16 protein-coding genes are annotated in these 23,963 nt (G+C 63.6%); 2 read left to right on the forward strand and 14 right to left on the reverse strand.

Annotated elements, in window-relative coordinates:
• Nucleotides 1-16: 16 nt before the first annotated feature.
• From ACW73L_RS05750 to ACW73L_RS05785, 8 genes are all read right to left on the reverse strand, one after another.
• Complete coding sequence (locus tag ACW73L_RS05750) at nt 17-1,045, reverse strand: hypothetical protein (RefSeq protein WP_498920614.1); 1,029 nt, start codon at nt 1,043-1,045, stop codon at nt 17-19.
• 394 nt (nt 1,046-1,439) lie between these two features.
• Nucleotides 1,440-2,084 carry a formate dehydrogenase subunit gamma gene (locus ACW73L_RS05755; RefSeq protein ID WP_498920616.1) on the reverse strand — a complete coding sequence of 215 codons (645 nt, stop codon included), beginning with the start codon at nt 2,082-2,084 and terminating at the stop codon, nt 1,440-1,442.
• Complete coding sequence (gene fdxH, locus ACW73L_RS05760; RefSeq protein WP_498920618.1) at nt 2,081-2,953, reverse strand: formate dehydrogenase subunit beta; 873 nt, start codon at nt 2,951-2,953, stop codon at nt 2,081-2,083. Before fdxH ends, ACW73L_RS05755 begins: the two co-directional genes overlap by 4 nt.
• A gap of 1 nt (nt 2,954) precedes the next feature.
• Nucleotides 2,955-6,152: a formate dehydrogenase-N subunit alpha gene (gene fdnG, locus ACW73L_RS05765; protein WP_498920620.1), complete on the reverse strand. Its 3,198-nt coding sequence runs from the start codon at nt 6,150-6,152 to the stop codon at nt 2,955-2,957.
• A gap of 130 nt (nt 6,153-6,282) precedes the next feature.
• Nucleotides 6,283-12,126, reverse strand: a complete 5,844-nt coding sequence (locus ACW73L_RS05770) for a PAS domain S-box protein (protein ID WP_498920621.1) — start codon at nt 12,124-12,126, stop codon at nt 6,283-6,285.
• A 370-nt stretch (nt 12,127-12,496) separates the two neighbouring features.
• Nucleotides 12,497-12,862, reverse strand: a complete 366-nt coding sequence (locus ACW73L_RS05775; protein WP_129883868.1) for a hypothetical protein — start codon at nt 12,860-12,862, stop codon at nt 12,497-12,499.
• A 46-nt stretch (nt 12,863-12,908) separates the two neighbouring features.
• Nucleotides 12,909-13,208, reverse strand: coding sequence for an ArsR/SmtB family transcription factor (locus tag ACW73L_RS05780; protein WP_139558861.1), 300 nt, complete (start codon nt 13,206-13,208; stop codon nt 12,909-12,911).
• A gap of 143 nt (nt 13,209-13,351) precedes the next feature.
• Nucleotides 13,352-13,960: an NAD(P)H-dependent oxidoreductase gene (locus tag ACW73L_RS05785; protein ID WP_498920623.1), complete on the reverse strand. Its 609-nt coding sequence runs from the start codon at nt 13,958-13,960 to the stop codon at nt 13,352-13,354.
• A gap of 148 nt (nt 13,961-14,108) precedes the next feature.
• Between ACW73L_RS05785 and ACW73L_RS05790 the strand changes: the two genes are divergently transcribed.
• Complete coding sequence (locus ACW73L_RS05790) at nt 14,109-15,065, forward strand: NAD(P)-dependent alcohol dehydrogenase (protein WP_498920625.1); 957 nt, start codon at nt 14,109-14,111, stop codon at nt 15,063-15,065.
• Between the two features lie 122 nt (nt 15,066-15,187).
• On the opposite strand, the gene ACW73L_RS05795 is transcribed toward ACW73L_RS05790, so the two are convergent.
• The 5 genes from ACW73L_RS05795 to ACW73L_RS05815 all read right to left on the reverse strand — a co-directional run bounded on the left by ACW73L_RS05795 (nt 15,188) and on the right by ACW73L_RS05815 (nt 21,006).
• The gene (locus ACW73L_RS05795) at nt 15,188-15,964 is read right to left on the reverse strand and encodes a hypothetical protein (RefSeq protein ID WP_498920627.1); all 777 of its coding nucleotides are present in this window, start codon (nt 15,962-15,964) and stop codon (nt 15,188-15,190) included.
• 37 nt (nt 15,965-16,001) lie between these two features.
• Complete coding sequence (locus tag ACW73L_RS05800) at nt 16,002-16,808, reverse strand: hypothetical protein (protein WP_498920628.1); 807 nt, start codon at nt 16,806-16,808, stop codon at nt 16,002-16,004.
• A 125-nt stretch (nt 16,809-16,933) separates the two neighbouring features.
• Complete coding sequence (locus ACW73L_RS05805) at nt 16,934-18,427, reverse strand: polysaccharide biosynthesis protein (RefSeq protein ID WP_498920630.1); 1,494 nt, start codon at nt 18,425-18,427, stop codon at nt 16,934-16,936.
• 106 nt (nt 18,428-18,533) lie between these two features.
• Nucleotides 18,534-19,634 carry a hypothetical protein gene (locus ACW73L_RS05810; RefSeq protein WP_498920632.1) on the reverse strand — a complete coding sequence of 367 codons (1,101 nt, stop codon included), beginning with the start codon at nt 19,632-19,634 and terminating at the stop codon, nt 18,534-18,536.
• Nucleotides 19,603-21,006, reverse strand: a complete 1,404-nt coding sequence (locus tag ACW73L_RS05815; protein ID WP_498920634.1) for an MBOAT family O-acyltransferase — start codon at nt 21,004-21,006, stop codon at nt 19,603-19,605. The genes ACW73L_RS05810 and ACW73L_RS05815 overlap by 32 nt, the downstream gene beginning before the upstream one ends.
• Before the next feature lie 251 nt (nt 21,007-21,257).
• Here ACW73L_RS05815 and ACW73L_RS05820 point away from each other — a divergent pair, with 251 nt between their 5' ends.
• On the forward strand, nt 21,258-22,001 hold the full coding sequence (locus tag ACW73L_RS05820; protein WP_498920635.1) for a methyltransferase domain-containing protein: 744 nt from the start codon (nt 21,258-21,260) through the stop codon (nt 21,999-22,001).
• 270 nt (nt 22,002-22,271) lie between these two features.
• Here ACW73L_RS05820 and ACW73L_RS05825 read toward each other — a convergent pair whose 3' ends face one another.
• Complete coding sequence (locus ACW73L_RS05825; RefSeq protein WP_498920637.1) at nt 22,272-23,402, reverse strand: helix-turn-helix domain-containing protein; 1,131 nt, start codon at nt 23,400-23,402, stop codon at nt 22,272-22,274.
• Nucleotides 23,403-23,963: the final 561 nt, after the last annotated feature.

Genomic DNA, 23,963 nt, shown 5'->3' on the forward strand with positions numbered 1-23,963 from the left:
GACTTTGCCCGGTGCATCATCCTTGGGTCACCCATTCGAGGACGCGGCGGCGCACTTCGGCATCGGGGTCGTCCGGGAACTTGCGCGCGAAGCACTGGGGCAGTGCGGCCAGTTGCGGCAGGTCCTCCGTCTTGAAGACGTGTGGATGCCAGCCAGCGTAGGCATTGACGTAGGTATTCAGTGGACCGATGCGCAGCGGGGCGTTGCCAAGCAGCGTCTGGAAGCTGATTTCGGCGATGTCATTGAATTCGCGATAATGCTCGTAGACGGCAGGCTCCATGAAGCGTTGCACCAGATATTCGCAGACGCTGCGTCGTGCTCCGAACCAGGCTGCGCCGACCTTGGGGTAAAGGCCGGGTGCCGCCAGGTAGCTGCCGAACGCGCCGAGTGATGCCAGCTTGGTGATGGAGTAGGCGGCGAGCCCAAGCGGGTCGGTTGCGATGCGTTTGCTGCGTCGCAGGATCTGGACGCCGGCCACGGGTTCGGCCATCGCGTGTTTGCCAAAATACCAGTACCCTGCCTGGCGCAGCAGTTTGCGGCGCCAGGATCGATAGGGCGAATAGGCGCGGGGCGCGTAGGACATCATCGCGTCCCGGTCGGTCGCCAAGTCGACGAACTCGGCATGCGCATCGTCATGGCTGGCCGCGATGTGGGCCGCGAACTGGTGCAACGGCTTGATCGGCAGGCACGCGGGGCTCAACAGCTGGAAATAATCGAAGTCGACGTGCTGCAGGCAATACGCGAGCAACTGGATGACTCCCTCGGTAAACGCGAAAACCCCATAGCCGGTTTGTTTTGGATTCGGCACCATCCGCGCATTCTCGGCCTTGATCCGAAAGTGCATTTGTTGGCTGAAGTCGTGGTGGACCACGACGAGATGCGGCTGCAGCGCCGCGACCAGTTGCTCCACGGTCCCGATCTGCGCGACGGCCGACATCAGCCCGAAGATGATTTTGGGCTCTTTCTTCAAGGTCACGGCTTGCGCCGTGCCTGATGCATCCGTTGCAGAGGGTGCCGATGCGGCGGCCGAATCCTCAGGGAACATGGGGTTCGAGAAATCCTGGTTCTGCTGTTCGTTATCCCACAGCGAACGGTTTTCGGACCCACCTCGAAAAGCGTCCACTGCCTCGTAGCCCGCAGGCCTGAAGCCAGATCGGAATGGGGCGTTCGCCCTCGTCTCACACTCTCGAAGGTTTTTGCGTGACCCGGAACCGCTCGTGCTCCGGGATCAAAGCCGTTCCCTCCAGCGTCAACACTTTATCACGGCCGCGAATCAGTCTGAACTGCACGAGATGGAACACGCTCGAGTGGTCTCCGCAGCCATGTTGTTTCGGGCCGTGGGGCCGCCCGGTCGCCGCTCAGAATCCAGAGAAGCTCGAGAACGTCGATGGTGGTTCGGGTGTAATCCCCCGGCAGGAGGCCCGGGCTGCCGCGGCGATCTAGTGATCCTCGCCGCGGATCACGCGCCGATACCAGCCGGGATGGTGCTTGGCGGCCCAGGCGCGCGTGACGGTGCCGCGGACCATGGCGCCGATCGTCCCCTTGACCCACAGCGCGGCATAGATGTGGACGATGATGCCGGAGATCATCACGAAGGCACAAATGGCGTGCGCCAGGGCGGCGACACGGACTGTATCGATCGCGAAATAGGATGCGAACCACGGGCGCCAGATTACGACGCCGGTGATTAGCAGTGTCGGAATCGTCACGATCATGACCCAGAACAGCAGCTTCTGGCCGGCGTTGTAGCGATCGACTTCCGGCAGCCGGTCCTCATGGTTCTGCACGACGTCCTTGATCTGCCTGAGCCACTGCACGTCGTTCCGGCTCAGCAGATTGTGACGCCAGAATTGCAGCGCCAGCAGACTGAACGACACGAACATCACGACGCCGATGTAGGGGTGCAGGATGCGCGTCCACGTGCCGCCGCCGAAGAACTGCGTGAACCAGAACAGCGACGGGTGGAATAGCGCCAGTCCGGAGAAGGTCAGCAGCAGAAATGTGATGGCCGTGATCCAGTGGTTCAGCCGCTGACCGGCGTTGTAGCGGCGTAGCAGCAGGCTCGGGCGTGTCGTTGCGCTCATGCGGAATGCTCCTCGTCGTCGCCCTCGGCCTCGTTCGGCCCGACCGTCACGTAGTGGAAGAAGCCGGCCAGCGCGGTCAGGGCCATCGCCGCGGTCGCGAGCGGCTTCATGATCCCCTTCCAGACCGACACGACCGGGCTGATCGTCGGGTCTTTCGGCAGATCGTTGTAGAGCTGCGGCTGGTCGGCGTGATGCAGCACATACATGACGTGGGTTCCGCCGACCCCGGCCGGATCATACAGCCCGGCGTTCTCGAAGCCGCGTTCCTTGAGGTCCGTGATGCGGTCGTTGGCATGTTCGATCATGTCTTCCTTGCTGCCGAATACCAGGGCCTGTGTCGGGCAGGCCTTGATGCAGGCGGGTTCCAGCCCAACCGCCACGCGGTCCGAGCACAGCGTGCACTTGTAGACCTTGCTGTCCTTCTTCGACAGCCGCGGGACGTCAAAGGGGCAGCCGGCAATGCAGTAGCCGCAGCCGATGCAGTGTTCCTCGTGGAAGTCGACGATGCCGTTGGAGTACTGCACGATCGCGCCGGGTGATGGGCAGGCTTTCAGACAGCCCGGATCGGCGCAATGCATGCAGCCGTCCTTGCGGATCAGCCACTCCAGCGTACCGTTCTGCTCGGTCTCGGCGAACCGCATCAGGGTCCAGCTGTTCGCGGTCAGATCGTGGGGATTCTGGTACGAGCCTTCGTTGATGCCGATTTCCTCGCGCAGATCGTTCCATTCCTGGCAGGCCGACTGGCAGGCCTTGCAGCCGATGCATTTGGTCACATCGATCAGCTTCGCAACCTCGGTCGTCTGCCGCTGCTGCGGAGTCGGCGTCGTGGTGGCGGAGCGGCGCAGGATGTCGAGCGATTGCAGTGCCATATCAGACCTCCGTCCGGCCCGTGAGGATGCGCGTCAGCCACGATGCCTGGCGTGTCGCCGGTGTGAGTCCGGCCTCCGGCTGCTTCCGCTCCTCATGCCCTTGTCCCGGTTCATGGCTATGCGGCATGAACTCGCTCATGTCCTTCTCGACGTTGACCAGGAAGGCTTTGAATTCAGGGGTCTGCGTGTTCGCATCCCCGAGGTAGGGCGTCAGGTTGTTGCAGAAGTAGCCCTTGCGGGTCAGTCCCATGAAGCCCCAGTGCACCGGGATGCCGATTTGGTGCAGCGGCTTGCCGGCCACGGTCAGCGTCTTGATGCGCTTGGTTACCATCGCGACGGCCTTGATGAAACCGCGCTTCGAGCGCACGACGACGATTTCGCCATTGGCGATTCCCAGTTCGCGCGCGAGATCCTCGCCGATCTCGATAAACTGCTCTGGCTGCAACGACGCATTGATGCGAACGTGGTCGGTCCAGGTGTTGAACAGCTCGGTGATCCGGTAGGTCGTCGCAACGTACGGAAACTCCTCGCTGCCGCCGAGCATGGCCCGGTCATTCGGGAAGACCCGCGCCGCCGGGTTGTTGACGACCTTCGGATGCAGGGGATTCGTGCCCAGCGGTGTCTCGAACGGTTCGTAATGCTCCGGGAACGGCCCATCGGCAAGGCGGTCGGCGCAGAATAGCCGACCGACCCCTTCCGGGTTCATGATGAATGGCATCATGTCCGCCCCTGGCGGCACGTCGGCCTTATAGTCCGGCACATCGAGCCCGCTCCACTGGCGGCCGTTCCACTCGATGATGGTGCGCTTCGGATTCCAGGGCTTGCCGCTGGGATCGCAGGATGCGCGGTTATATAGGATGCGCCGGTTGGCCGGCCAGGACCAGGCCCAGCCCGGCGCGATGCCCATGCCGGTCGGATCGGCCGTGTCGCGGCGCGCCATCTGATTCCCGGCCTCGGTCCAGCAGCCGCTGAAGATCCAGTTGCCGCAGGCGGTGCTGCCGTCATCCTTCAATTGCGCGAACCCGGCGAGTTGCTGTCCTGCCTTTACCGCAGTTCGGGCCGGATCCGCGGGATCCGACAGGTCAGCCAGCGCATAGCCGCTGAATTCCCGCGCGAGTTCGTCGGGTGTCGGATCCTCGGCTTTCCGATAGGGCCAGTGCAACTGCAGGATCGGATCGGGAAAAGCGCCGCCTTCGGTCGCGTAGAGTTCCTTCAGTCGTAGATAGAAATCCGACATGATCTCGATGTCGGTGCGCGCCTCGCCTGGCGGCTCGGCGCCCTTCCAGTGCCACTGCAGCCAGCGCGAGCTGTTGACCAGTGAACCGTCTTCCTCGGCGAAACAGGTCGTCGGTAGCCGGAACACCTCGGTCTGGATTTCGGCGGGATCCACGTCGTTATGTTCGCCGTAGTGCTGCCAGAACTCGGAGGTGTCGGTGGCCAGCGGGTCCATCACCACCAGGAATTTCAGCTTCGCCAGACCGCCGGCCACCTTGTGCCGGTTGGGATAGGAGGCCAGCGGATTAAAGCCCTGGCAGATGAATCCGTTGACCTTGCCTTGAGCCATCAGGTCGAACAGGCGCAGGCTGTCGTAGGGCTTGTCGAGTTTGGGCAGCCAGTCGTAGCAGTAATCGTTTTCTGCCGTTGCCGCGGGTCCGTACCAGGCCTTCATCAGGCTGGTGTGGAATTTCGGCGTGTTGGACCAGTAACTCCACTGGCCCGGCCGCAGCGGCTTCAAGGTGCGTTTGGCCAGGTAACCGGCGCGGTCCGTTTCGTGGTCCCGCGGCAGCGTGAGGTAACCCGGCAGCATCTCGGTCAGCAGACCCAGGTCGCTCAGGCCCTGGATGTTGGAATGGCCCCGCAGGGCATTGACGCCGCCGCCGGACATGCCGATGTTCCCCAGCAGCAACTGGATCATGGCCATCACGCGGATGTTCTGCACGCCGACCGAGTGATGCGTCCAGCCCAGGGCGTAAAGGCTGGTCAGCGTCCGATCCGTCGCTGCGGTGGAGGCGATCAGTTCGCAGACCTTGAGGAAGGATTCCGCGGGTACCCCGGTGACGTCGTAGACGAGTTCCGGCGTGTATCGGGCGACGTGGGCCTTCAGTAACTGAAACACACAGCGCGGGTGCTGCAGCGAGGGGTCGATCTTGGCGTAGCCCTGTCCATCGAGTTCGTACGTCCAGGTCGTGCGATCGTAGCGGACTTCCGGATCGCTCTCGTCGTAGCCGCTGAACAGGCCGTCCTCGAAGCGGAAATCGTCCCGGACGATGAAGGATGCATTGGTGTAGGCCTTGACGTATTCCTCGTTGATGGCCCCGTGTTCCAGCAGGTAGTGGATCACGCCGTTCAGGAACGCAATGTCGCTCCCCGCGCGGATAGGGACATACAGGTCCGCCACCGAGGCCGTGCGGCTGAAGCGGGGGTCGACGACGATCAGCTTGGCCTTGTTGCGCGCCTTGGCCTCGACGGCCCATTTGAAGCCGACCGGATGGGCTTCCGCCGGATTGCCGCCCATCGCGATGATGACGTCCGCGTTCTTGATGTCCATCCAGGTGTTGGTCATCGCCCCGCGCCCGAAACTGGACGCCAGCGCCGAAACCGAGGGCGCGTGACAAATCCGGGCCTGGGAGTCGAGCATCACGATGCCGAGGGCGCGGCAGATCTTGTTGGTCAGGTAGCCGGTTTCGTTCGACGCGGCGGACGCGGCCAGGAAACCCAGTGAGGTCCAGCGGTTGACGGTCTGCCCCTGCTCGTTACTGGCAATGAAGTTGCTGTCGCGGTCTTCCTTGACGAGCTTCGCGATGCGCTCCATCGCCCAGTCCCACGAGACGCGCCGCCATTCGCTACTGCCGGGCGCGCGATATTCGGGATGTTTCAGACGCGAGGGGCTGTGCACGAACTCCAACAGTCCGGCGCCCTTCGGACACAAGCTGCCGCGGCTGACCGGATGGTCGGGATCGCCCTCGATGTGGATGATCTCGGCCTTGGCATTTTTGGCCTTGTCGCCGAGGCTGTACATGATCAGTCCGCAGGCAACCGAACAGTACGGGCAGGTGTTGCGCGTCTCCGTCGTCCGCGCCAGCTTGAAGGTTCGCACCTCCGCCAACGCGGCGGTGGGGGAGAAACCGAGTGCCGCGAGCGTCGAGCCACCGAGGGATGAGGCGCTCAGCTTGAAGAATTGGCGACGGTCGATGTTCATGCCTGTCCCCGCGGTCTTCGGCATAGGTGGAATGGCTATACGCTCGCCACTGTGCACGTTCCGGATTCGGAACTCAAGGGGGGCATGATCGCCCCGGGCTTCCGTGCGGTCCGGTACGGCTGGGCAGGTTTCAGGCGTCGTATTCGTCGCTGCTCGGGAACTCTGCCAGCAGTTCACGGACCAGGGTGAGGGCCAGAGGATAGTCGAAATTGTCCAGCAGCTGCGCCAACTGGTCGGCCCGCACGCCGAAGGCGCTCCGCAGGCCTGGTGCGCAGGTGGTGTAGAGCTGGGTGACCGAGGCATCGTCCTCGGCCAGCAGGGCTTCGAGCCGAAGCAACTGGTTACGGCGGAGGTTGCGTTCCGCAATGGATGCCTTTGGCTGGTCGCCTGGGTCGGAGAGCAGTTCGGGCAAGATCCCCAACAGGGTGTGATGCGCGGTTTCCAGCGCCGCCAGTGGGGCGTTCAGCGCAGCACCTGTCGTATTGGCCCGCAAGGCGGCCTCCAGATCGGCAGCGCTCCCTTGCAGCTCGGTCGCCCCCAACAGTGCCGCCACCCCCTTCAGCGAATGAACCAGATGCTCGGCCTGCTGCAAATCCCCGCCTTCCAGCAGGCTCCGCAGGCGCATGAGGTCCTGGCCATGCGTTGCGGCGAAACGTCGCAGCGCACGGTGGTAACGGGGCACATCGCCGCCCGTGTAACGCAGGCCAAGTTCCGGGTCGATCGGCACGGTTCGGCCGCAGGGCGCGGCGGCACCGCCGTCACCAGCCGAAGGGGGCCTTTGAGGCGTCGCAGATCCTGCCGCGTGCAAAGTCAGATACCCCGTGATGGTGGTGAACAAGGCAGCGGGTTCCACGGGTTTCACCAGCATGCCATCCATGCCGGCGGCAAGGCATTGAGCGCGGTCTTCGTCGAAGGCATTCGCCGTCATGGCAATGATCGGAACGGAGGCGCAATCGGGCAGCCGGCGAATGGCCCGCGTTGCGGCAAGACCGTCCATCACCGGCATTTGCACATCCATCAGAATCAGGTCGTATATGCGCCCGGACGCCATCTCTACCGCTTCGGCCCCGTGATGGGCGATGTCCGGGCTTATGCCCAGTTCATCGAGCAGGGCCGTGACCACCTCTCGATTGATCGCATTGTCCTCGACAACCAGCAGCGCCAGCGAGGTGTAGTCGGGTGCCGGAACAGCGGTGTCGGCCCGAGCGTCCTCGCTACCCTTGGCGCTGCCATCCGCCTGTTCCTGTGCCCGGCGAAGCGCGTCGTACAAGGCCGCCGGGGTGACCGGCTTGGCCAGGGTTACCCAAGGCTGATCCGTTGCCACCGCCGAAGCGGGGCGTTCCGGCAGATCGCCACGACCCAGTGAAATCAGTCGGGTGACAGCTTTGCCGCATTCGTCAACCACGGACCACGCTGCGTTGGAGGCGATGGGTTCCAACAGCTGCCGGTCGACGATCAACAGGTCATAGGGAGTCTTGGCCCGGTGAGCCGTCGCCATGGAAGCCAGCGCTTGCGAACTCGATGCCGTCGTGTCGACGGTGATCCCGAGATCGCGCAGTAGGCCGGCCAGCACGGTACGGACGTCCGGCAGGTCGTCGACGACCAGCGCACGCTGTCCGGTTAGGCGCTTACGCAATACCGCGCGCGCGTCTCCGGAACCTTCGCCCAGCCTGATCAGGCGGGTCGTGAACCAAAAGTTACTACCCTGGGCCGGTGCGCTCGTGACTCCGATCTCACCGCCCATCAGTCGGACCAGTCGCCGACTGATCGCCAGTCCCAGTCCAGTGCCGCCATATCGCCGGGTGGTCGAACTGTCCGCTTGCTCGAAGGCTGCGAATAACCGCCTCTGGTCGTCGGGCTGGATGCCGATTCCGGTGTCCCGGACCTCGCAGCGCAGCCACAGGGTGTTTCCACGCTCCGCCTGACGCTGCATGCGAACCAGGACGTATCCCGATTCGGTGAACTTCACTGCGTTGCCGACCAGATTCAGCAAGACCTGGCCGAGACGAACGGGATCGCCGACGAAGCGTCCCGTCAACTGCGGATCGATGTCGTAGACCACTTCCAGCATCCGTTCCCCCGCTTTTTCCCAGAACAGCGCGGTAATCCGTTCCAGCAATGAGGTCAGTTCGAACTCGGTTTGGTTCAGGGTAAGCTTCCCGGCCTCGATCTTGGAGATGTCCAGGATGTCATTGATCAAGGTCAGTAAATGGTTGGCCGCTTCGGTGACCTTCCCGAGTTGTCGTTGCGCTTCCGGCGCGACGATACGTCTTTGCAGCAGGTAGGTGAGCCCGACGATCGCATTCAGCGGTGTCCGGATCTCATGACTCATGTTGGCCAGAAAGGCGCTCTTCGCGCGACTGGCGGCTTCTGCGGCGTCCTTGGACGCGGCAAGCTCGGCCGTGCGCTCGGCGACCAGTTCTTCGAGGTGGTGGCGATAGCGTTCCAGTTCCGCGCTGGCCTGCTTACGCTCGGTAATATCCTCCTTGACGGCGAGATAGTGCGTGATTTGTCCACTCGGCTGGCGGACCGGAGAGATCCGCGCCGATTCCGTGTACAGCGTCCCGTCGCGGCGGCGGTTGATGAACTCGCCTTCCCAGGTCTCGCCCCGGGTCAATGCGGCCCAGAGTTCCCGATGGGTGCTCTTGGGCGTCTGCCCCGAATCCAGTAAACGGGGATTCTGGCCGAGCGCATCCTCGCGCGAGTATCCGGTAGAGTCGACGAAGGCCTGATTGACGTATTCGATACGCGCCTCGGTATCGGTGATGACGATGCTGTTGGGGCTCTGTTCGACAGCCAGCCAGAGCTTGCGCAGCTGTTCCTCGGCGGTGCGCCGCTCGGTGACGTCCTGAACGGTCCCGAGGGCGAAAATGGCTGCGCCGTGCTCGTCCAGCCGGACCTCGGCGCGTTCGCGTACCCAGCGGATGCCGTCACGGACGACAATTCGGTGTTCGATGTCGAAGGAGCGGCCCGACCAGACGCTGTCCCAGGCCTGGCGGACCGACGAGAGGTCATCGGGGTGGATCCGCGATAGAAAACTCTCCTGGCGCAGTTCGGTGTCGGATGGAACCTCGAGAATTCGGTAGGTTTCATCGGAACCGCGCATCTCGTCGCGCCGCAGGTCGAGCGTCCAGCTCCCCACGAGCGCGATGGCCTGAGCTTCCCGCAGCGCCTGTTCACTGTCGCGCAGACGGGACTCGATTTCCCGTCGCTGCGTGACGTCGCGCGCAACGCCCACGACACCGATCAGCTGTCCTTCACCGTCGTACATCGGCGTCTTGATGGTTTCGAAAATCCCGCGGTAGCCGCCGTCGGCAAAGGTCAGGGTTTCCTCTTCGACCTGCGCCATGCCACGCGCCATGGCCTCGGAATCGTTTTTCCGGAAGGCATCCGCGGTTGCGCGGTCGACGAAGTCGTAGTCGGTTTTCCCCACGATGTCTGCTTCGGGGGCGCCGTAGCGTTTCGCGAACGATGGATTGCAGGCCAGGTAGACCCCATCCGGGTCTTTCAGCCAGACCAGGTCGGGAATGGTGCGAATCAGACTCTTCAGCCGCGCTCGCTCGTATTCGACGGCACGACGCGCATGCGCGCGCTCGGTCATGTCGCGAAACGACCATAAACGGGCCGCTTGGCCGCCGAGTCGGAGTGGTCGGGTGAAGCGCTCATAAACGCGTCCATCCTTGAAGGCCAGGTAATCGGTCTGCTCGTCGTCACCACCGTACAACTGCTGTACTCCCGCCAGAAACGCCTCGGGATCGGCCAGTTGCTCACTGGCATACTGCAGCAGCGGTCCGTTAGAGCGGGCCGCGCAGAGTGCATCCGGCATCTGCCACAGATCGCGGAAGCGGCTGTTCATTAGCAGCACCTCGCCATCCACGCCGCAGACGAGCAGACCATCGGCCGTGGAATCGAGCGTGGTGCGCAGCAGGGTGTCGCTGCGGCTGACCGCATCGCGCTGTCCCATCAGTTCGGTGACGTCGCGGGCCAGCCCGAGCAGCGCCGGTTGCCCGTTCCACTCGCCATGGACGACACGGGTATCGACCAGGATCCTGGTCCCGTCGCGTGCCACCAAGGGTAACGAGCAAGTCGTGCGGTGCCCGGCGGCAATGTCTCTCAGCACGCGTCGCGCCTCGTCCTGCACGTCCGGCGGGTGGATCTGCCAGATGGGCACACCCAGCCATCCGGCATCCGGCGCGAGTCGTGTTGCGACCGGCTCGTTGTAGTGCACGATCCGGCCATCGCAATCGGTCACGAACAGGAAGTCCGACATCGCCCGAAATAGGCCTTCGATATTCTTGCGCTGGTGCTGCGCATCCTCTTTTGCCCGGATGCGCAGCAGCGCCAGCCTGATCGGCGGTACCAGCGTTTGCAGTGCGCTGACCGTTTCCGCCGGCAGCTCCCGGCAATGCCGGCTTCCCACGCAAAGGCAGGTGGCGGCTTCCCCGTCGATCCGGATCGGCAGTGCCGTTAGGCTGCGGAGCGCTTCCGCTTCCATGACCCCGGGCACGAACCGGTAGGCGTCCGCGCCCTGGGGCTCCGGGGCGAGGCTGCGCGTGAGCGGTTGGTTCCGCGCCACGGCTTCAACCATCATGGACATTGCAGAAGCCTCGACGTCCCGGTCGCGGATCGTCCCAGAGAGCCTGCTCTCGGCCAGCAGCGTGCCATTCCCGCCGTCGATGCGGTACAGAACGCCGCAGTCGATGTCCGGCAACATCAGCGCGCTCTCGAGCAGCGCTGCCCACAACGCGGGTCGGTCCGCTTCCAAGGCCAGTGCCTGAGCAAGCTGGTGCTGGGCCCGGAGGGTGATTTCGGTATGTTTACGGGCGGAGACATCCGCCATCGTGCCCGCGGTCAACAACGGGCTGCCGTCGCTCGAGCGGTGCATGACCCGCCCGCGTGCATGAATCCAGCACCAGGCTCCGCAGGCTTTGCGGAGGCGATATTCCGCCTTGTACAGAGGGTTACCGGGTCCTTGGGCGGCTTCGATGCGGGCCAACAGATCAGGATGATCGTCGGGATGCATCAATTTCAGCCAGTCCTTGAACCTTGGCGGGGCCTGGTCTTCCCGGTAACCGAGCAGATCACAGCAACCGCGGCTCCAGCTGACGCGATCCGCGGCATGGTCATACTCCCAGATGCCCACTGCGGCGGCTTCGAGCGTCAGGCTGAGGCGGTCCTGCAGGCGGGCATTGTCCGCACGGAGGTCGAGGCGCTCACGGTGATCGTGATCCAGCCATTCGACCCCGATTTTCTCCAGCAGGCGGGCCTGGCTGACCACGCCCTGCACGACGTGGCGCGCATCCGTCACCGGCATGTGCCGCACTCGCAAGCGCGCCATGGCAGCCGCCGCGTCGGCGACGGAGGCGGAGGGCGACAGGCAGTGGACGGGCGTCGTCATGACCTGGTCGACTCGGAGCTTTCGTGGATTGCTGTCGCCGGCCAGCAGACCGGAGAGATCGCGCTCGGTCAGGATCCCGAGGAGGACATGCTGTTCGACGACCAGCACGTAGTCGGAGCCGGTGCTCATCATCATCTGCACGGCGTCGGCCAGCGTCGCTGTCGGTGACAGCTCGGCGGCGACCGGGTCCTGGACCGACTGCAGATCATCGATCTTCCGAAATACCTCCAGGCCGAGGTGTGTCCTGAAGTCGGTCGCGGTCGCGATGCCAACCGGTTCCCCGTCGGCAGCGGTCACCAGCAGATGGCGCACGCGATGCTGCCGCAGCAGCGCGTAGCCGGACCGGAAGTCGAGGTCGTGCGGGGCGGCGATGACCGGGTGGGTCATCACGCTGGCCAGGGCTGTTTCGGGCGGTGTCCGCTGATGCACCAGGCGGACCAGGTCGCGTTCGGTCAGGATGCCAGCGACATTGCCTCCCTCCATGATGACCAGCGACGAGACGCGCCTGTCCACCATCTGTCCGGCTGCGGCCCCGAGTTGACAGTCCGGTGCGGCGGTAACTATCCGCCGGCTCATGATGTTCTCTAGTGTGAGATCGTCGATGCCTGCCACCGGGGAACGCCTCCTTGACGCGCCCATGCCAACTGGAGTGACGGCCACAGTGCGGAGACCGCCTCCCGTGGGTGCCGAGCCGGTCGCTTGCGGCCGGATGACCACAGTGGCGCGACAGGCTCAGTTTTGCCGATGGCCCTGGCGTAGTATCGCTTTGGGCTTAGAACTCATCATACGGCATGATCGCCGCCGTTCGCGAGCGGGCATTCGGCCGGCCATCCGCGGTGCGGCGCACGTTCGAGGAGGAACGAGTTCCCTGGGAGGATCGATATCGCAGATGTCTGGCCGGGCGGGTCCGGCGGAACACCGTCCGCCCGGCAGATGGGCGGGGGGATCAGCCGGAGACGATGTGCACCGGGCCGTGCCGGTCGCAGTGATCGCCGCAGGGGTGATGCAAGATGCCGTCGACCAGATAGTCGATGTGGTCGCCGTGGGGGACGGCCTCGTGACCGCAACCGGGACCGTGCCGGTGTCCCGTGCCGCAGCAGGCTGCGGTCGTGTCGACGCAGCCTTCGGGGTTGGCGGAACTGACGTCCAGCCGGTGCTCGTCATAATGCGCGACCTTGCCGTCGACCATGTGCGGATGATGCAGATGGCCGTCATGCAGATAGTCCACGTGACCGGCGTGCTGGATCGCCGTGTGACCGCAGTGAGCGCCGTGCTGGTGCTCGTGATCTGGATGGCAGTGACAGGGGTTCATGAGTGTTGACCTTCTCGCCTGGAAAGTTGAGGGCACCCGCCCGCCGTCAGGCGATCACGTGTCGGACGTGATCGACCATGTCCGCGAGCATGTGACGAACGTGTTCATCAGCGATCGAGTAAAAGGCATTCCGCCCCGCCCGCTCGACACGCACCAGCCCCGCCGTTCGCAGCAGGCGCAGATGATGGCTGACCAGCGAGGGCGACAGGCCCGTCGCCTGCACGATGTCCGAGACGGGCCGGCGGCTTTGCTCGGCGCAGGCGAGCACGATCGACAATCGGGACGGGTCACCCAGCAGAGAGTACATCTCGGCCAGCGCCGCACATTGCGCCTCGCTCAGCGTCATAACTCTTCAACGTGTGAACACTTGTTGAATTGTCGTAAGTTTCCGGGGCTGCGTCAAGCGTGCCGGACCGGCGCCGGCCTCGCGTCCCGACGAGAGCTGAGAGGGATAAAGCCTCCAGTTGCCGGATGCGGGGCCGCCGGGCGCTACATGCCGAACGGAAACTCTTTGCGGTTCAGAACCCCGCTGCCCCGCACCGCCTGCAGTGCTTTGCCGTATTCCGCCAGAACGCGGAGGCCGTAGTCGAAACGCCGTCGCAACGCGCCATCCGCCTCCGAGACCGGTGTCTCCTCGTTCAGCACTTCGTTGACGTTGCGGACGATCACATGCTCGGAGATGTACTGGATGTGGGAGTTCTTGTAGCTGCTGGTCCGCAATTCGGCAATCGGATACGCGCCGTTCCGGGAAGCGGACACACCGACCAGCAGGCCCGGCTTGTGATAGAGGCAGCCGTCGCTGGCGAAAAGGAAGAAATTCTTCAGCGCGGCGGGCGCCATACCGCTCCATTCGGGCGCGATGATCACGGCGGCATCGCAGCCCGCGATGGCTTCGGAAACCGGCCGCCATGGCTCGATCATTTTCGGGTCCTTATTCCAGATACCTTCCTCCCATAGAGGCAGCGGTTCCTTGCCAAGCTCGAGCAGATAGCTCGAGAACCCGGGATCCAGCGCTGCGATCTGGCCGGCGACGAAACGGGCGACTTTGCCGGATTGGGACTGGGGGCGGTGGCTGCCGGACACGATGGCAAACTTCATCTGCGGTGGACTCCAATCAGGGGTGGCGTGAAAATGCGTGAACCGCTCGGGACACGGTGCCGCGGCGGCTGGCTGCCACCGGCGGCGCGGCCGTATGCCGGCCTCGGCAAGCGGGCGGACAAGCCGGCTGCCGGGGAGGCAACATACCATGAAAGCGATGACGTTCAGCGCCTTCGGCGGGCTCGACAGCCTCAGACGGGTCGACTTGCCATGCCCGCAACCGTGTTCGGGCGAGGTGCTGGTCGAGGTGGCTGCCCTGTCGGTCAATCCGGTCGACTGGAAGCTCCGCACGGGCGCGTTGCGCTGGCTCGGTCCGCTGCGGTTCTCGGCAATCCCTTGTTTCGATTATGCCGGACGGGTGACTTCGATCGGCCCGGGTGTCGAGGCGTTCGGAATCGATGATCGCGTGTTCGGCCTGTGCCGGCTGGGACAAGCCGGCTCTGCTCGTGCCGCGTTGCTGGCCCGACCGGGTCCATTGCTGGCGGCGACGCCCGCGAACGTATCCGACGAGGAGGCGGCCGGTGTGCCGCTGGCCGGCATGACCGCGCTGCAGGCCTTGAACACGCCGCGACGGCTGATGCCCGGCGAGCGGGTCATGATCGTCGGCGCTTCCGGTGGCGTCGGGCACTACGCAGTGCAGATCGCGAAAGCGCTGGGCGCCGCGGTGACCGCGATCTGCAGTACCCCCAACATCGATTGGGTGGGCACTCTCGGAGCCGATCGCGTGCTGGATTACTTTCGCGGCGACGTCGACCGTCCGGAGCCCGAATTCGACCGGGTGTTCGATGCGGTGAGTCTCGGCAGCTTCGAACGGTGGCGGCGCTGGCTGAAACCGGAGGGTGCTTATGTGACGCTGCTCCCGCGCGGGGATGTCCTGTTGCAGCGGCTGACCTTGCCGTGCTGCGCGCGGCAGCAGGCCCGGTCGATCTTCCTGAAACCTGAAGCCGGAGAGCTCGAGGGGCTGGCCGGATGGATGGCCGCGGGCCGGCTCCGGACCGTCATCGACCACGTGTTCCCCTTCGACGACCTTCTGACCGCACTGAAGAAGAGTCAGGCAGGACATGCACGAGGCAAGATCGTGATCCGCGTGGCGCCGGACTCCTGACCTGCTAGTGTTGGCAGTGCGTGCGAACCGGGGTCATCCGGACCATAGCCGTAGCGACTTCGTCCATCGCCGGCACACTCTGATTCTGGTAACAAGCCAGCAGCCGAACCGGCCTCGTCGCCCTAACGAGCGAATTGGAGGCTCCCCAGAAACGGCTCGAGTTCATGCCGATAGCGCTGCACCAAGGGTTGCTCCGGGGGAAGTGCCTTGAGGTAACGCTCGCTGTACCCGATGCCGATCAGCAAGGGGCGCGTCGGGTGCTTGCAGGTCAGTTCCGTGACGGTCATGACGAAAGTCTGTCCCCGCTGCGTGCGGCTGAGTTGACCCTCCCTCATCTCGTCGAGTCGGATACAGAGGGCGTCCGTAATCCGCTCCTCGCGCGCGACCTTACGTCGCAGCACGGTGCCTTGCGCGATTCCATTCGTCTGCTCCGTGAGCGTCTCGTTCGCCATGCGTTCCAGGTCGCCGACGCTGTCGATCGGTCCGGCCGGAGTGCCCATTCTGACCATTGCGATGAGCGTGTTTCGCGTTTCTCGCTCGGTCGGAGGCTTGTCGAGGTACCGGCCGCCGAATGGGTTCTTGAGGAACATGCCCCCCTTCCCTTGGTCCAGCAGCATGCACCAGTTCGGTCCTTGCGGGGGCAGCATGGAAAAGGCCTCAAAGTGCAGGCGTGGTGCAGAGTCCGGCAGTGATGGCAAGGGCATGTCGCTGCATTCGGGACCCGGGCGCGGGTATCCGAGATTCGAGCAGGCGGGGAGGGTCCAGCAAAGGCCGAGCAGCAGGGTGCTCCGGATGGCGAATCGACAGCCGCGCCTTGTCGTCGCGGTGACCCAGGGCGTCGGCGGAAATGACCGCGTAAGCGCCGCTCGTTGGCGCGTCTCGACAGGCTGAGTGCTCATCGGTCGCCTCGGTCTCGGTGGCGGTCCTGTCCGACCATCATTTCGATCGCTGCGGAAAGCCCTCGAACAATTCCTTCGTCATGCCCCGCAGTTCCTGCATGTCGAAATCCGGCCGGTCGAAGCCAAAGCGGGTATTCGCTACGCGGTTGGTCCATAGAATGTCTCCGGTTCCGCCCTCTACCAAAGCGATCTCCAGTTCGCTGGCACCTATCGGATCCTGGGGCAAGTAGCCTCCGGCCAAGGTCAGCAAGACCTTGAAGGCCATTTCCGTGGCAACGGATCCACCGGATCGTTTCCATCCCGCGAAGTTCACGAAGATCAGGCCATCGCTCCGGGCGAATGCGGCCAGGTCTTTCGCGTCCTGACCCAGCGTGCATTCGATGTTGCGATGGCGCGATGGCGTGCCGGGTCTCCCGGCCATCTCACTGCTGATCTGCGCATAGAGGCGGGAGATTTCGGCTTCGCGGAACAGCGCAGCGGAGTCCAGTCTTGCCCCTTGGGCTTGTTGTATCGTGGCGGCTTCGAATCCCTGGCGGGTCAGCTCCTCGCCGATCACCTGAATCAGCGCCTCAGCGACGCGAGGCATTTGCCCGCTCAGGCCCTCCTTGAGTCCACCCAGGTGAACCAGATACAGCCGGACATTGGGCGGAACGACCGCCACTCGCCGGATGCCCGCGCAGTGGGCCGCAAAATCCTGATGCTGTCGGACGAGGGAGGGCGTCGTCGCGCAGGCGCACAGGAGACTCAGACACAGTGCGGCGAGAGCGCACCGTCCAATCCACGAGCTGTGGTCGCGTGTATCCACCGTTGGCTGCTCCGTGCCGATGACGGGTGGCGAACACATCCGGCCTGTTCGAGGGCGCGGATTCCCGCCGGATCCAGTCTGTTGCCGCGAGCGTTGCAGGGCAATAGGCACGATTTCCCATGCCGCGATCCGCGCAGGATCGCCGCGGCCTGGGCTCTTGGGGATCAGGCGGGTCGGACGGACGTGCGGCGGAGGCGACGCACCCGAAGGGTCTCCAGGGCTGCCGCAGTGACCAGAAAAAGACCCATGACGCCACTCCCGGTCAGCAGTGGGTGCCAGCCGGTGGCAAGGATCAGTTCACAGTTCGCGAAATAGAGGCCTATGCCGTACAGGATGTAGCCGATGATGGCGCCGACGTCGTAGTCGACCGGGTAATACCGGCGGCCCAGCAGGTAGGAAATCGTGGTCATGCTGACGTAGCAGCTCAGCGTGGCCAGGGCCGAACCCACATAGCCGAGCTTCGGGATCCACAGCAGGTTCAGCACGATCGTCAGCACGGCGCCGAACAGGGCGACTCCCGCGCCGAGCAAGGTGCGGTCGGTCAGTTTGTACCAGATCGACAGGTTCACGTAGATACCGAGGAACAGGCTTGCCTGCAGCAGAATGGGTACGACGGTCAGACCCGCGCGGAACTCCGCACCGATGAAATACTGGAACAGGTCCAGGTACAACATTACGAGCAGGAACACGAACACACAGAAGATCACGAAGTAGCGCAGCACCGTGGCATACATCGCCTTGGCATCCTTCCTGTCGGCATGCGCGAAGAAGAACGGCTCGCCGGCGTAACGGAAGGCCTGGATGAACAGCGACATCAGCACCGACAGCTTGTAGCAGGCGCCGTAAATCCCGAGCTGCTGCAGGTTCGTCTCCGGGTCATAGGGCAGCGTGAATTTCAGTATCGCACGCCCGAGCATTTCGTCGACGATGCCGGCCAGGCCGATCACGACCATCGGCAGCGAGTAGCCCAGCATGCGCTTCAGCAGCGTCCAATCGATGCCGGCAAAGATGCCCCTGAACTGCGGCAGCAGCAGCAACAGCTTGAAGCCGCTACCCAGCAGATTGGCGATGAAGATGTAGCCGACCCCCATTTCCGGGTCATAGAGCTGCGCGAGGGGAGCGTCGGGATCGGCCGCATGCAGATCGTGCAGATAGACGATGAAGAACACGTTGAGCGCAATCGTGACCAGGATTTCGGCGATCTTGACCCCGGCGAAGCGCAGTGCCCGATTCTCCGCCCGCAATTGGGCGAACGGGATCGCCGACAGCGCATCGAAAGCGAGAAACCAGGCAAACCAGCGCAGATATTCAGGGTGTTTCTCATACAGCAGCAGGGTCGCCAGGTCGTCGCCGTAGGCGTAGGACAGCCCGACGAAGGCGAGATTGGCGATCAGCACGGAGTTCAGCGCGGTGCCGTAGACCTTGCGCGAATCATTCCCGGCCCGCTGGCGAAAGCGGAAATAGCCGGTTTCCAGGCCGAAGATCAGGATCACCGCAAAGAATCCCGCATAGGCATAAAGCTCCGATACGACGCCGTATTCCCCGGTTGAATAGCGGTAGGTGTAGAGTGGGACGAGCAGATAGTTCAGGAACCGCCCGACGATGCTGCTCAGGCCGTAGATGGCAGTCTGGGAGGCAAGTTTTTTCAGGGCACTCACGGGTTCCGATCCGTTTTTCCGCGGGACAGGCTGCCGCATTGTAGCGTGGGCAGAGGGGTGCGCTGCTCCGGCGGACGCTGGAAATCGCCTGCGGGGGCCAATGAACTCAACGGGATGCAGAGGGAGCAAGCGCGGCGGGCGAGCGAGCGATGACGGCGTACTCCTCGCGCTCGGGCGGATCGCCGTGTACGGCGAGGTCGAGGTAGTGCATCAGTTCATCGGCGATCGCGGTCGTGTAATGGTAACCGTCGATGAAGTTGCTGTCGTCGCGGGTGATCCGTGACCGGCGCAAAAAGTCCACCACCACGCTGTTCGGTAGGCGATGGGCGAGCGCCGCTGCCTGCCGCTTGCATCCGTCCCACAAGGCTTCCTGTTCCGAACCCGGCTCGGCCTGATGGAACACATGGTACGGCGCGAAGAACAGGATTTTCAGTGTTGTCGCCGGCAAGGTCTCCAGGGCGTCGGCCAACTGTGCCAACCCCGGATAAGCCGGGGTATCGTGGTAATTCTGCTTGCGCCACAGCCGTCCTTCGTGCGGGCCCTCGTAGATGCGCTTTCGCACCGATTCGGGATCGGTGTGCTTGTGCAGGCTCTTGGTGATGTCTTCGTAGCCATCCCGCCAGCGCTGATAGGGGACGAACAGCCCGAGCAGCGCACGGGCCTGATCGTATGTCGCCTTCAGACTCGTCTTGTTGAACGGAGGCAGATCGTTCCACAGGACGGAGTCGTAAAGCCATTCGGGCGAGGCTTTCCGCAGCTTTTCATTGGTGAATGGTCGCGAGATGTCGGGTTGGCACCACTGGCTGTCGATCCCGACTAGCACCGTGTGTACCGCGAGCCGGGACGAGCGGAAGCGCTCCAGCAGACGCAGCGACTCGAACGGTGTCGCCGAGGGCATGGCGAGATTGACGAACTGGCCGCCAAAAGCTGCTTCCAGAACCTGCGGCTTCATCAGCATCGCCGTGGACGTGCCGATGACCAGGCTGTCGAAGCCTGGTTGGCGGACCAGTTTGGCGTTCCAGTGCCGATGATCGCTCCGGACGGGATAACGGTCCCAGGCCGGCGAGAACGGAACCGAGTCGTAAGGGTCGATGATCAACATCAAAGCGTACAGGACGGCGATCGGGGCGAGCGCTCCGACGAGGGCCAGCCCGCAAAAGCGCCGCCAAGCGATCTCAGAACTGGAAATAGATGAATTCCTGTTCAACTTCGCCCCACGTACTGAACAACGCAATGAACACCGCCATGCCGAATGCTGCCGCGGTATAACCGCGCGGTTGCAGGCGCTGCGACGCAACATCCTGGCTGGAGGGTCCGAAGATGGCGATCGCCCCGGCGGTCGCCAACAGCGCCACATTCTCCAGACTCAGGGTCTGGCTGCCCGGGCTTCCCTGATGCATTGCACGCCAGAACTGCAACGTCGTGCCGAAACTGTCGGCCCGGAATAACGGGCAGGTCTCGAACCAGAACAGCATGGTCAGGGCCCAACCGAAGGCCGCGGGCAGTTTGCGGCGGAACCGTCGGTCGATGAGGGTATACAGCGCAAGGGCAAGGCCCTGAACGGCTCCCCAAACCGCGAAGGTCCACGCGGCGCCGTGCCACAGTCCCGCCAGAAACATAGTGATGATCATGCCGAGGAAACGGGGTTGCGGCAGCCAGTGACTGGTTGCGAGAGGCACAAACAAATAGTCGCGAAGGAAGCGCGACAGGGTCATGTGCCAGTGCTGCCACAACTCGCGGATCGATGTCGCCCGGTAGGGGCGGTCGAAATTGATCGGCAGCGTGTAGCCGAACATCAGCGCGACGCCGAGAGCCATATCCGTGTAAGCGGAGAAATCGAAATAGATCTGCCAGGAGAAGCCGATCGCGCCTATCCAGGCATCGCCGGTTCCCAAGGCGCCCGCTTTCGCCGCGCCGGCAAAGATGGGATCGACGATGCCGGCCAGGGGATCGGCCAGGAATACTTTCTTGACCAGCCCGATGGTGAACAGGCTGGTGCCTCGTCCCAGGCGTTGCCACAGCCCGTCGCGCCATGGGTCGAGTGCGAATTGCGGAATCAATTCGTAGTGCCGTACGATCGGTCCGGCGATTTCATGGGGAAAGAACGTCACATAAGCCGCGTAGCGCTCGAAGGAGTAGTGCAGCCCTCCCTTTTTCCAGGTGTCCACCAGGAACGAGACCTGCTGAAACGTAAAGAACGAGATCGCCAAGGGCAATGTAATCTTGGCCAGTCGGAAGTCCGTGCCCGCCACCGCATTGACCGTGTCCACGAAGAAATTGGCGTATTTGAAATAGCCAAGCAGCGTGAGATTGAAGGCCAACCCCAGCACCAAAATGGTTTTCCGAGCGCCGTGACTGTCGCCGGGGCGCGCCAAGGCGCGGCCAATCAGAAAATTGGCGGTGATCGAGCCGATGATCAGGCCCAGGTAGGCCGGGTTCCACCACCCGTAGAAGAACAGCGAGGCGAGCGTCAGCGTGTTGACCGCCCCGCGGCTCCAGCCGCGTTTCCACAACCAGAGGAACAGGGACAGTACGATGGGCAGAAACAGCAGGATGAATTCCCGCGAATTGAACAGCATGCAGTCGATTTACTATGCGCGGCCGGATGACGCCGTAGGGGCGACAACCGCTCGGAAGACGATGAGGAAAGGCCCGGTATTTTCCTCATTCGGCCTGTGGCTTACAAGTTTGGGGAAGACGGCGGGCGCTCACGCGGCCTGGAAGCCGTATCCGGCTCGGTGTCCAGGATGGGTCGCGGTGGCGGCTGGGCCCGGTATTCCATGGCCGGTATGCGGTCCGATTCGCCTGCACCTTCACTGACGGATTATCGATGGGCCTATCTCGCCACGCGCCACCTGCCGAATCCTTCCGGGTAGCCGCGGACGCCGTTGTGGCGCGGTATCGTCCGGTCGGGCGGTTCGCTCAGGGTTTCGTGCGCGGCAAACTCCGCCACGATCCCGTGTACCGCTACCTGTTCGAAGCCGGTTTGCCGCCAGCCGACGGGGCTGTGGTGGATCTCGGCTGCGGTCGGGGGATTGCGCTGGCGGTGCTTGCCAGCGCCTCGGCCCTGGCACTTTCGGGCGAAGCCCAAGCAACGGGGCCGCACCGGGTCGGTATCGAGCGCCGGGAGGCGCATGCCGCAGCCGCGCGCGCGGCGATGGATGGTGAAGCCGAGATCGTGACGGGGGATGTGCTTGCGACAGATTTTCCCTGCGCGCGACTGATCCTGCTGATCGACGTGCTGCTGTACCTGAACGCCGCGCAGCAGGATCAACTGCTGGAGCGCGCGGCAGCGCGTTTGAATCCCGGGGGTCTCTTGGTGATTCGCGAAGCCGATGCCGCGGCCGGATGGCGGTTTGCGACGACGGTCGCCGCGGAGCGGATCAGCGCCTGGCGCCGTTGCGAATGGCGGCAACGTTACCATTATCGCAGCCGCACCGAATGGGTGAACCGCTTGGGGGAACTCGGCCTCGCGGTGCGGACCATCCCCATGAGTGAAGGTACCCCGTTCGCGAACGTGCTGTATTGTGCCGAAACATCGAGCGGCAGCCATGGCGCGCCGGTGACGGACTGAACGGCTGTCGTATCAGGGCTAGCCACAGTGCTTTTGAAAAGCCTCGCAGGTTGAAGTACATCGAAGGAACGCTTTGGGATTGGAGGGCGGCTGATATGGCGTGTGAGCCCAACCGCTGTGGATTCAGGACAGAGGTGGGCCTTGGCGCGTCATGGTACCGCTCGGGTCATTTGCCGTTCCAACTGCGCAGAGCAGGACGTGCCTGCGCTCGCCTGGGCGCACCGAGCGTTTAACGGGAATGCCCGGAAGACTTGGGCTGGCGCATGGGGTTTAGCGCTCTACCCGCTGACGCCGCGGAACCGTGTGTGTCTGCGCCTCAGCGTCCCCAGACCAAGCGACGTCAGGACCATTGCGAGTGGCCGCGGCGGCGCTGCTAAGCTCTCTTGCACGGTCGCGGGACACAGTCCGTTTGCCCATGCGCAGGGTCTCGCTCGGCAATTCGTGAAACAGCGCCTGGTAATCGCTCGCGAACTGGGACAGATGCCAGAAGCCGACGCTCAGGGCCACCGAGGTCACGCTCGTGGTGCGTGGGTCGCCTTCGCGCAGGCGCTCCCGCGCCCGATTGAGGCGGACGATCTTCAGGAAGGCCATCGGCGTCAGCGCGTGCTTTTCCTGAAAGGCGTACTGCAGGGCGCGTGCCTTCAGTCCGGACAGCTCACACAGGTCCGGCAAGGTCAGCGGCTCCGAGTAGTGGTCGCGGATATGCGCCTCGACCCGAGCGACCGCCTGGCGTCGCCGCGAAATGCCCGCCGATTCCTCGATGCGTTGCTGATGTCTCCGCCCCAACAACTCGAAGATCGCACAGACCAGACCCATCTCCGCCACGCGGCGTATGGCAGGACGCTGAAAACACGCCGGATAGATTGCCGCGGCCTCCAACACCCAATGCCAGCGGCGACGGAGGCGCAGCAGATCGGTATCCGAGAATTGGAAGGCTACGAGTCGGCTCTCATGCTTGGGAACCGGAATCCCGAGAGTTTCGGCGACCTGATTCCAGTAAGTTTCCTCGACGAACAGAGACAGGACCTCCACTTCCGCCTGCGATGCCAACCCGAGTTCCTCACTGGCCGACCACATGACCAAATGCTCTTGTAGGCACTGATGCGAGAGCTGCGAATGCCCTTTGCGCACCGGTGCCCGGCTACGAAAGCACTGGAAAGCGAGCGAATCCGGGAGCACGCTACCGCTAAAGTGAACCGGTGTATTCAACCAATCGGACACGACTAACACGTGATCGAGCAATACGCCATGAATACGCTGCCCGAAGCGGCCACGCCCGGACTGGGTATAGCGCGCCTGCAGCGGCCGGATCAGGTGTTCGGTATCGGACGGTGTCGCCGAGACGAAGGTCCAGGTCCGCCCGGGATCGAGGCCGAATGGCGGTAAGGTTTGCGCGCTCAAATTCGGCCCCCTGATGAGGTTCGGGGACCCGGCAGTCGGCGCGACCAGAAGGCCCGGAACACCGGAATCAGCCTAGCCAGTCGCGTGATCGACCTTGCGGTAAAGCGGGGGATTTGCCCCACGGCACCCAATCGAATGGGGGAAAACACCCGCGCCGACCGTGGGTTGAGAAACTCCGAACGCGATAGTGGAACCATTACCCGTGCAGCATAGAACGTTATTGGGATCCCAAAGCCCCGAGGAAAAGCGCCACTTACGGTACCGCGGGACAGGCTTGAAGGGCACCCGGCAGTAGGTGGCCTGACCAAGAGCCAGTTTAGGTAAGCAATACGGGAGCCAACCAGCATGTATTCGAAACCACGGTTCTCCAAACAGGATGCTGCATTCACGAGAGGCCATGCGTAATTTTGTTAGACTCCGGGTCCGGCATTTTCGTAGCCTCTGTCTGGGATATCGGAGCACAGCGGATACAGGCGCTGCCCCAGGTTGTCTGCCCATGCCTTCCGAGCGGCAGACCGGTAGGAAACCCGTTCACATCGCGCAGGTCGGCAGTCGGGATTT

The organism is Methylolobus aquaticus, assembly GCF_054172105.1.

What these genes read in the sequence shown, in the direction of transcription:
- ACW73L_RS05750 (WP_498920614.1), bottom strand. Translation starts at nt 1,045, where the DNA reads ATGTTCCCTGAGGATTCGGCCGCCGCATCGGCACCCTCTGCAACGGAT.
- ACW73L_RS05755 (WP_498920616.1), bottom strand. Translation starts at nt 2,084, where the DNA reads ATGAGCGCAACGACACGCCCGAGCCTGCTGCTACGCCGCTACAACGCC.
- fdxH (WP_498920618.1), bottom strand. Translation starts at nt 2,953, where the DNA reads ATGGCACTGCAATCGCTCGACATCCTGCGCCGCTCCGCCACCACGACG.
- fdnG (WP_498920620.1), bottom strand. Translation starts at nt 6,152, where the DNA reads ATGAACATCGACCGTCGCCAATTCTTCAAGCTGAGCGCCTCATCCCTC.
- ACW73L_RS05770 (WP_498920621.1), bottom strand. Translation starts at nt 12,126, where the DNA reads ATGAGCCGGCGGATAGTTACCGCCGCACCGGACTGTCAACTCGGGGCC.
- ACW73L_RS05775 (WP_129883868.1), bottom strand. Translation starts at nt 12,862, where the DNA reads ATGAACCCCTGTCACTGCCATCCAGATCACGAGCACCAGCACGGCGCT.
- ACW73L_RS05780 (WP_139558861.1), bottom strand. Translation starts at nt 13,208, where the DNA reads ATGACGCTGAGCGAGGCGCAATGTGCGGCGCTGGCCGAGATGTACTCT.
- ACW73L_RS05785 (WP_498920623.1), bottom strand. Translation starts at nt 13,960, where the DNA reads ATGAAGTTTGCCATCGTGTCCGGCAGCCACCGCCCCCAGTCCCAATCC.
- ACW73L_RS05790 (WP_498920625.1), top strand. Translation starts at nt 14,109, where the DNA reads ATGAAAGCGATGACGTTCAGCGCCTTCGGCGGGCTCGACAGCCTCAGA.
- ACW73L_RS05795 (WP_498920627.1), bottom strand. Translation starts at nt 15,964, where the DNA reads ATGAGCACTCAGCCTGTCGAGACGCGCCAACGAGCGGCGCTTACGCGG.
- ACW73L_RS05800 (WP_498920628.1), bottom strand. Translation starts at nt 16,808, where the DNA reads ATGTGTTCGCCACCCGTCATCGGCACGGAGCAGCCAACGGTGGATACA.
- ACW73L_RS05815 (WP_498920634.1), bottom strand. Translation starts at nt 21,006, where the DNA reads ATGCTGTTCAATTCGCGGGAATTCATCCTGCTGTTTCTGCCCATCGTA.
- ACW73L_RS05820 (WP_498920635.1), top strand. Translation starts at nt 21,258, where the DNA reads ATGGGCCTATCTCGCCACGCGCCACCTGCCGAATCCTTCCGGGTAGCC.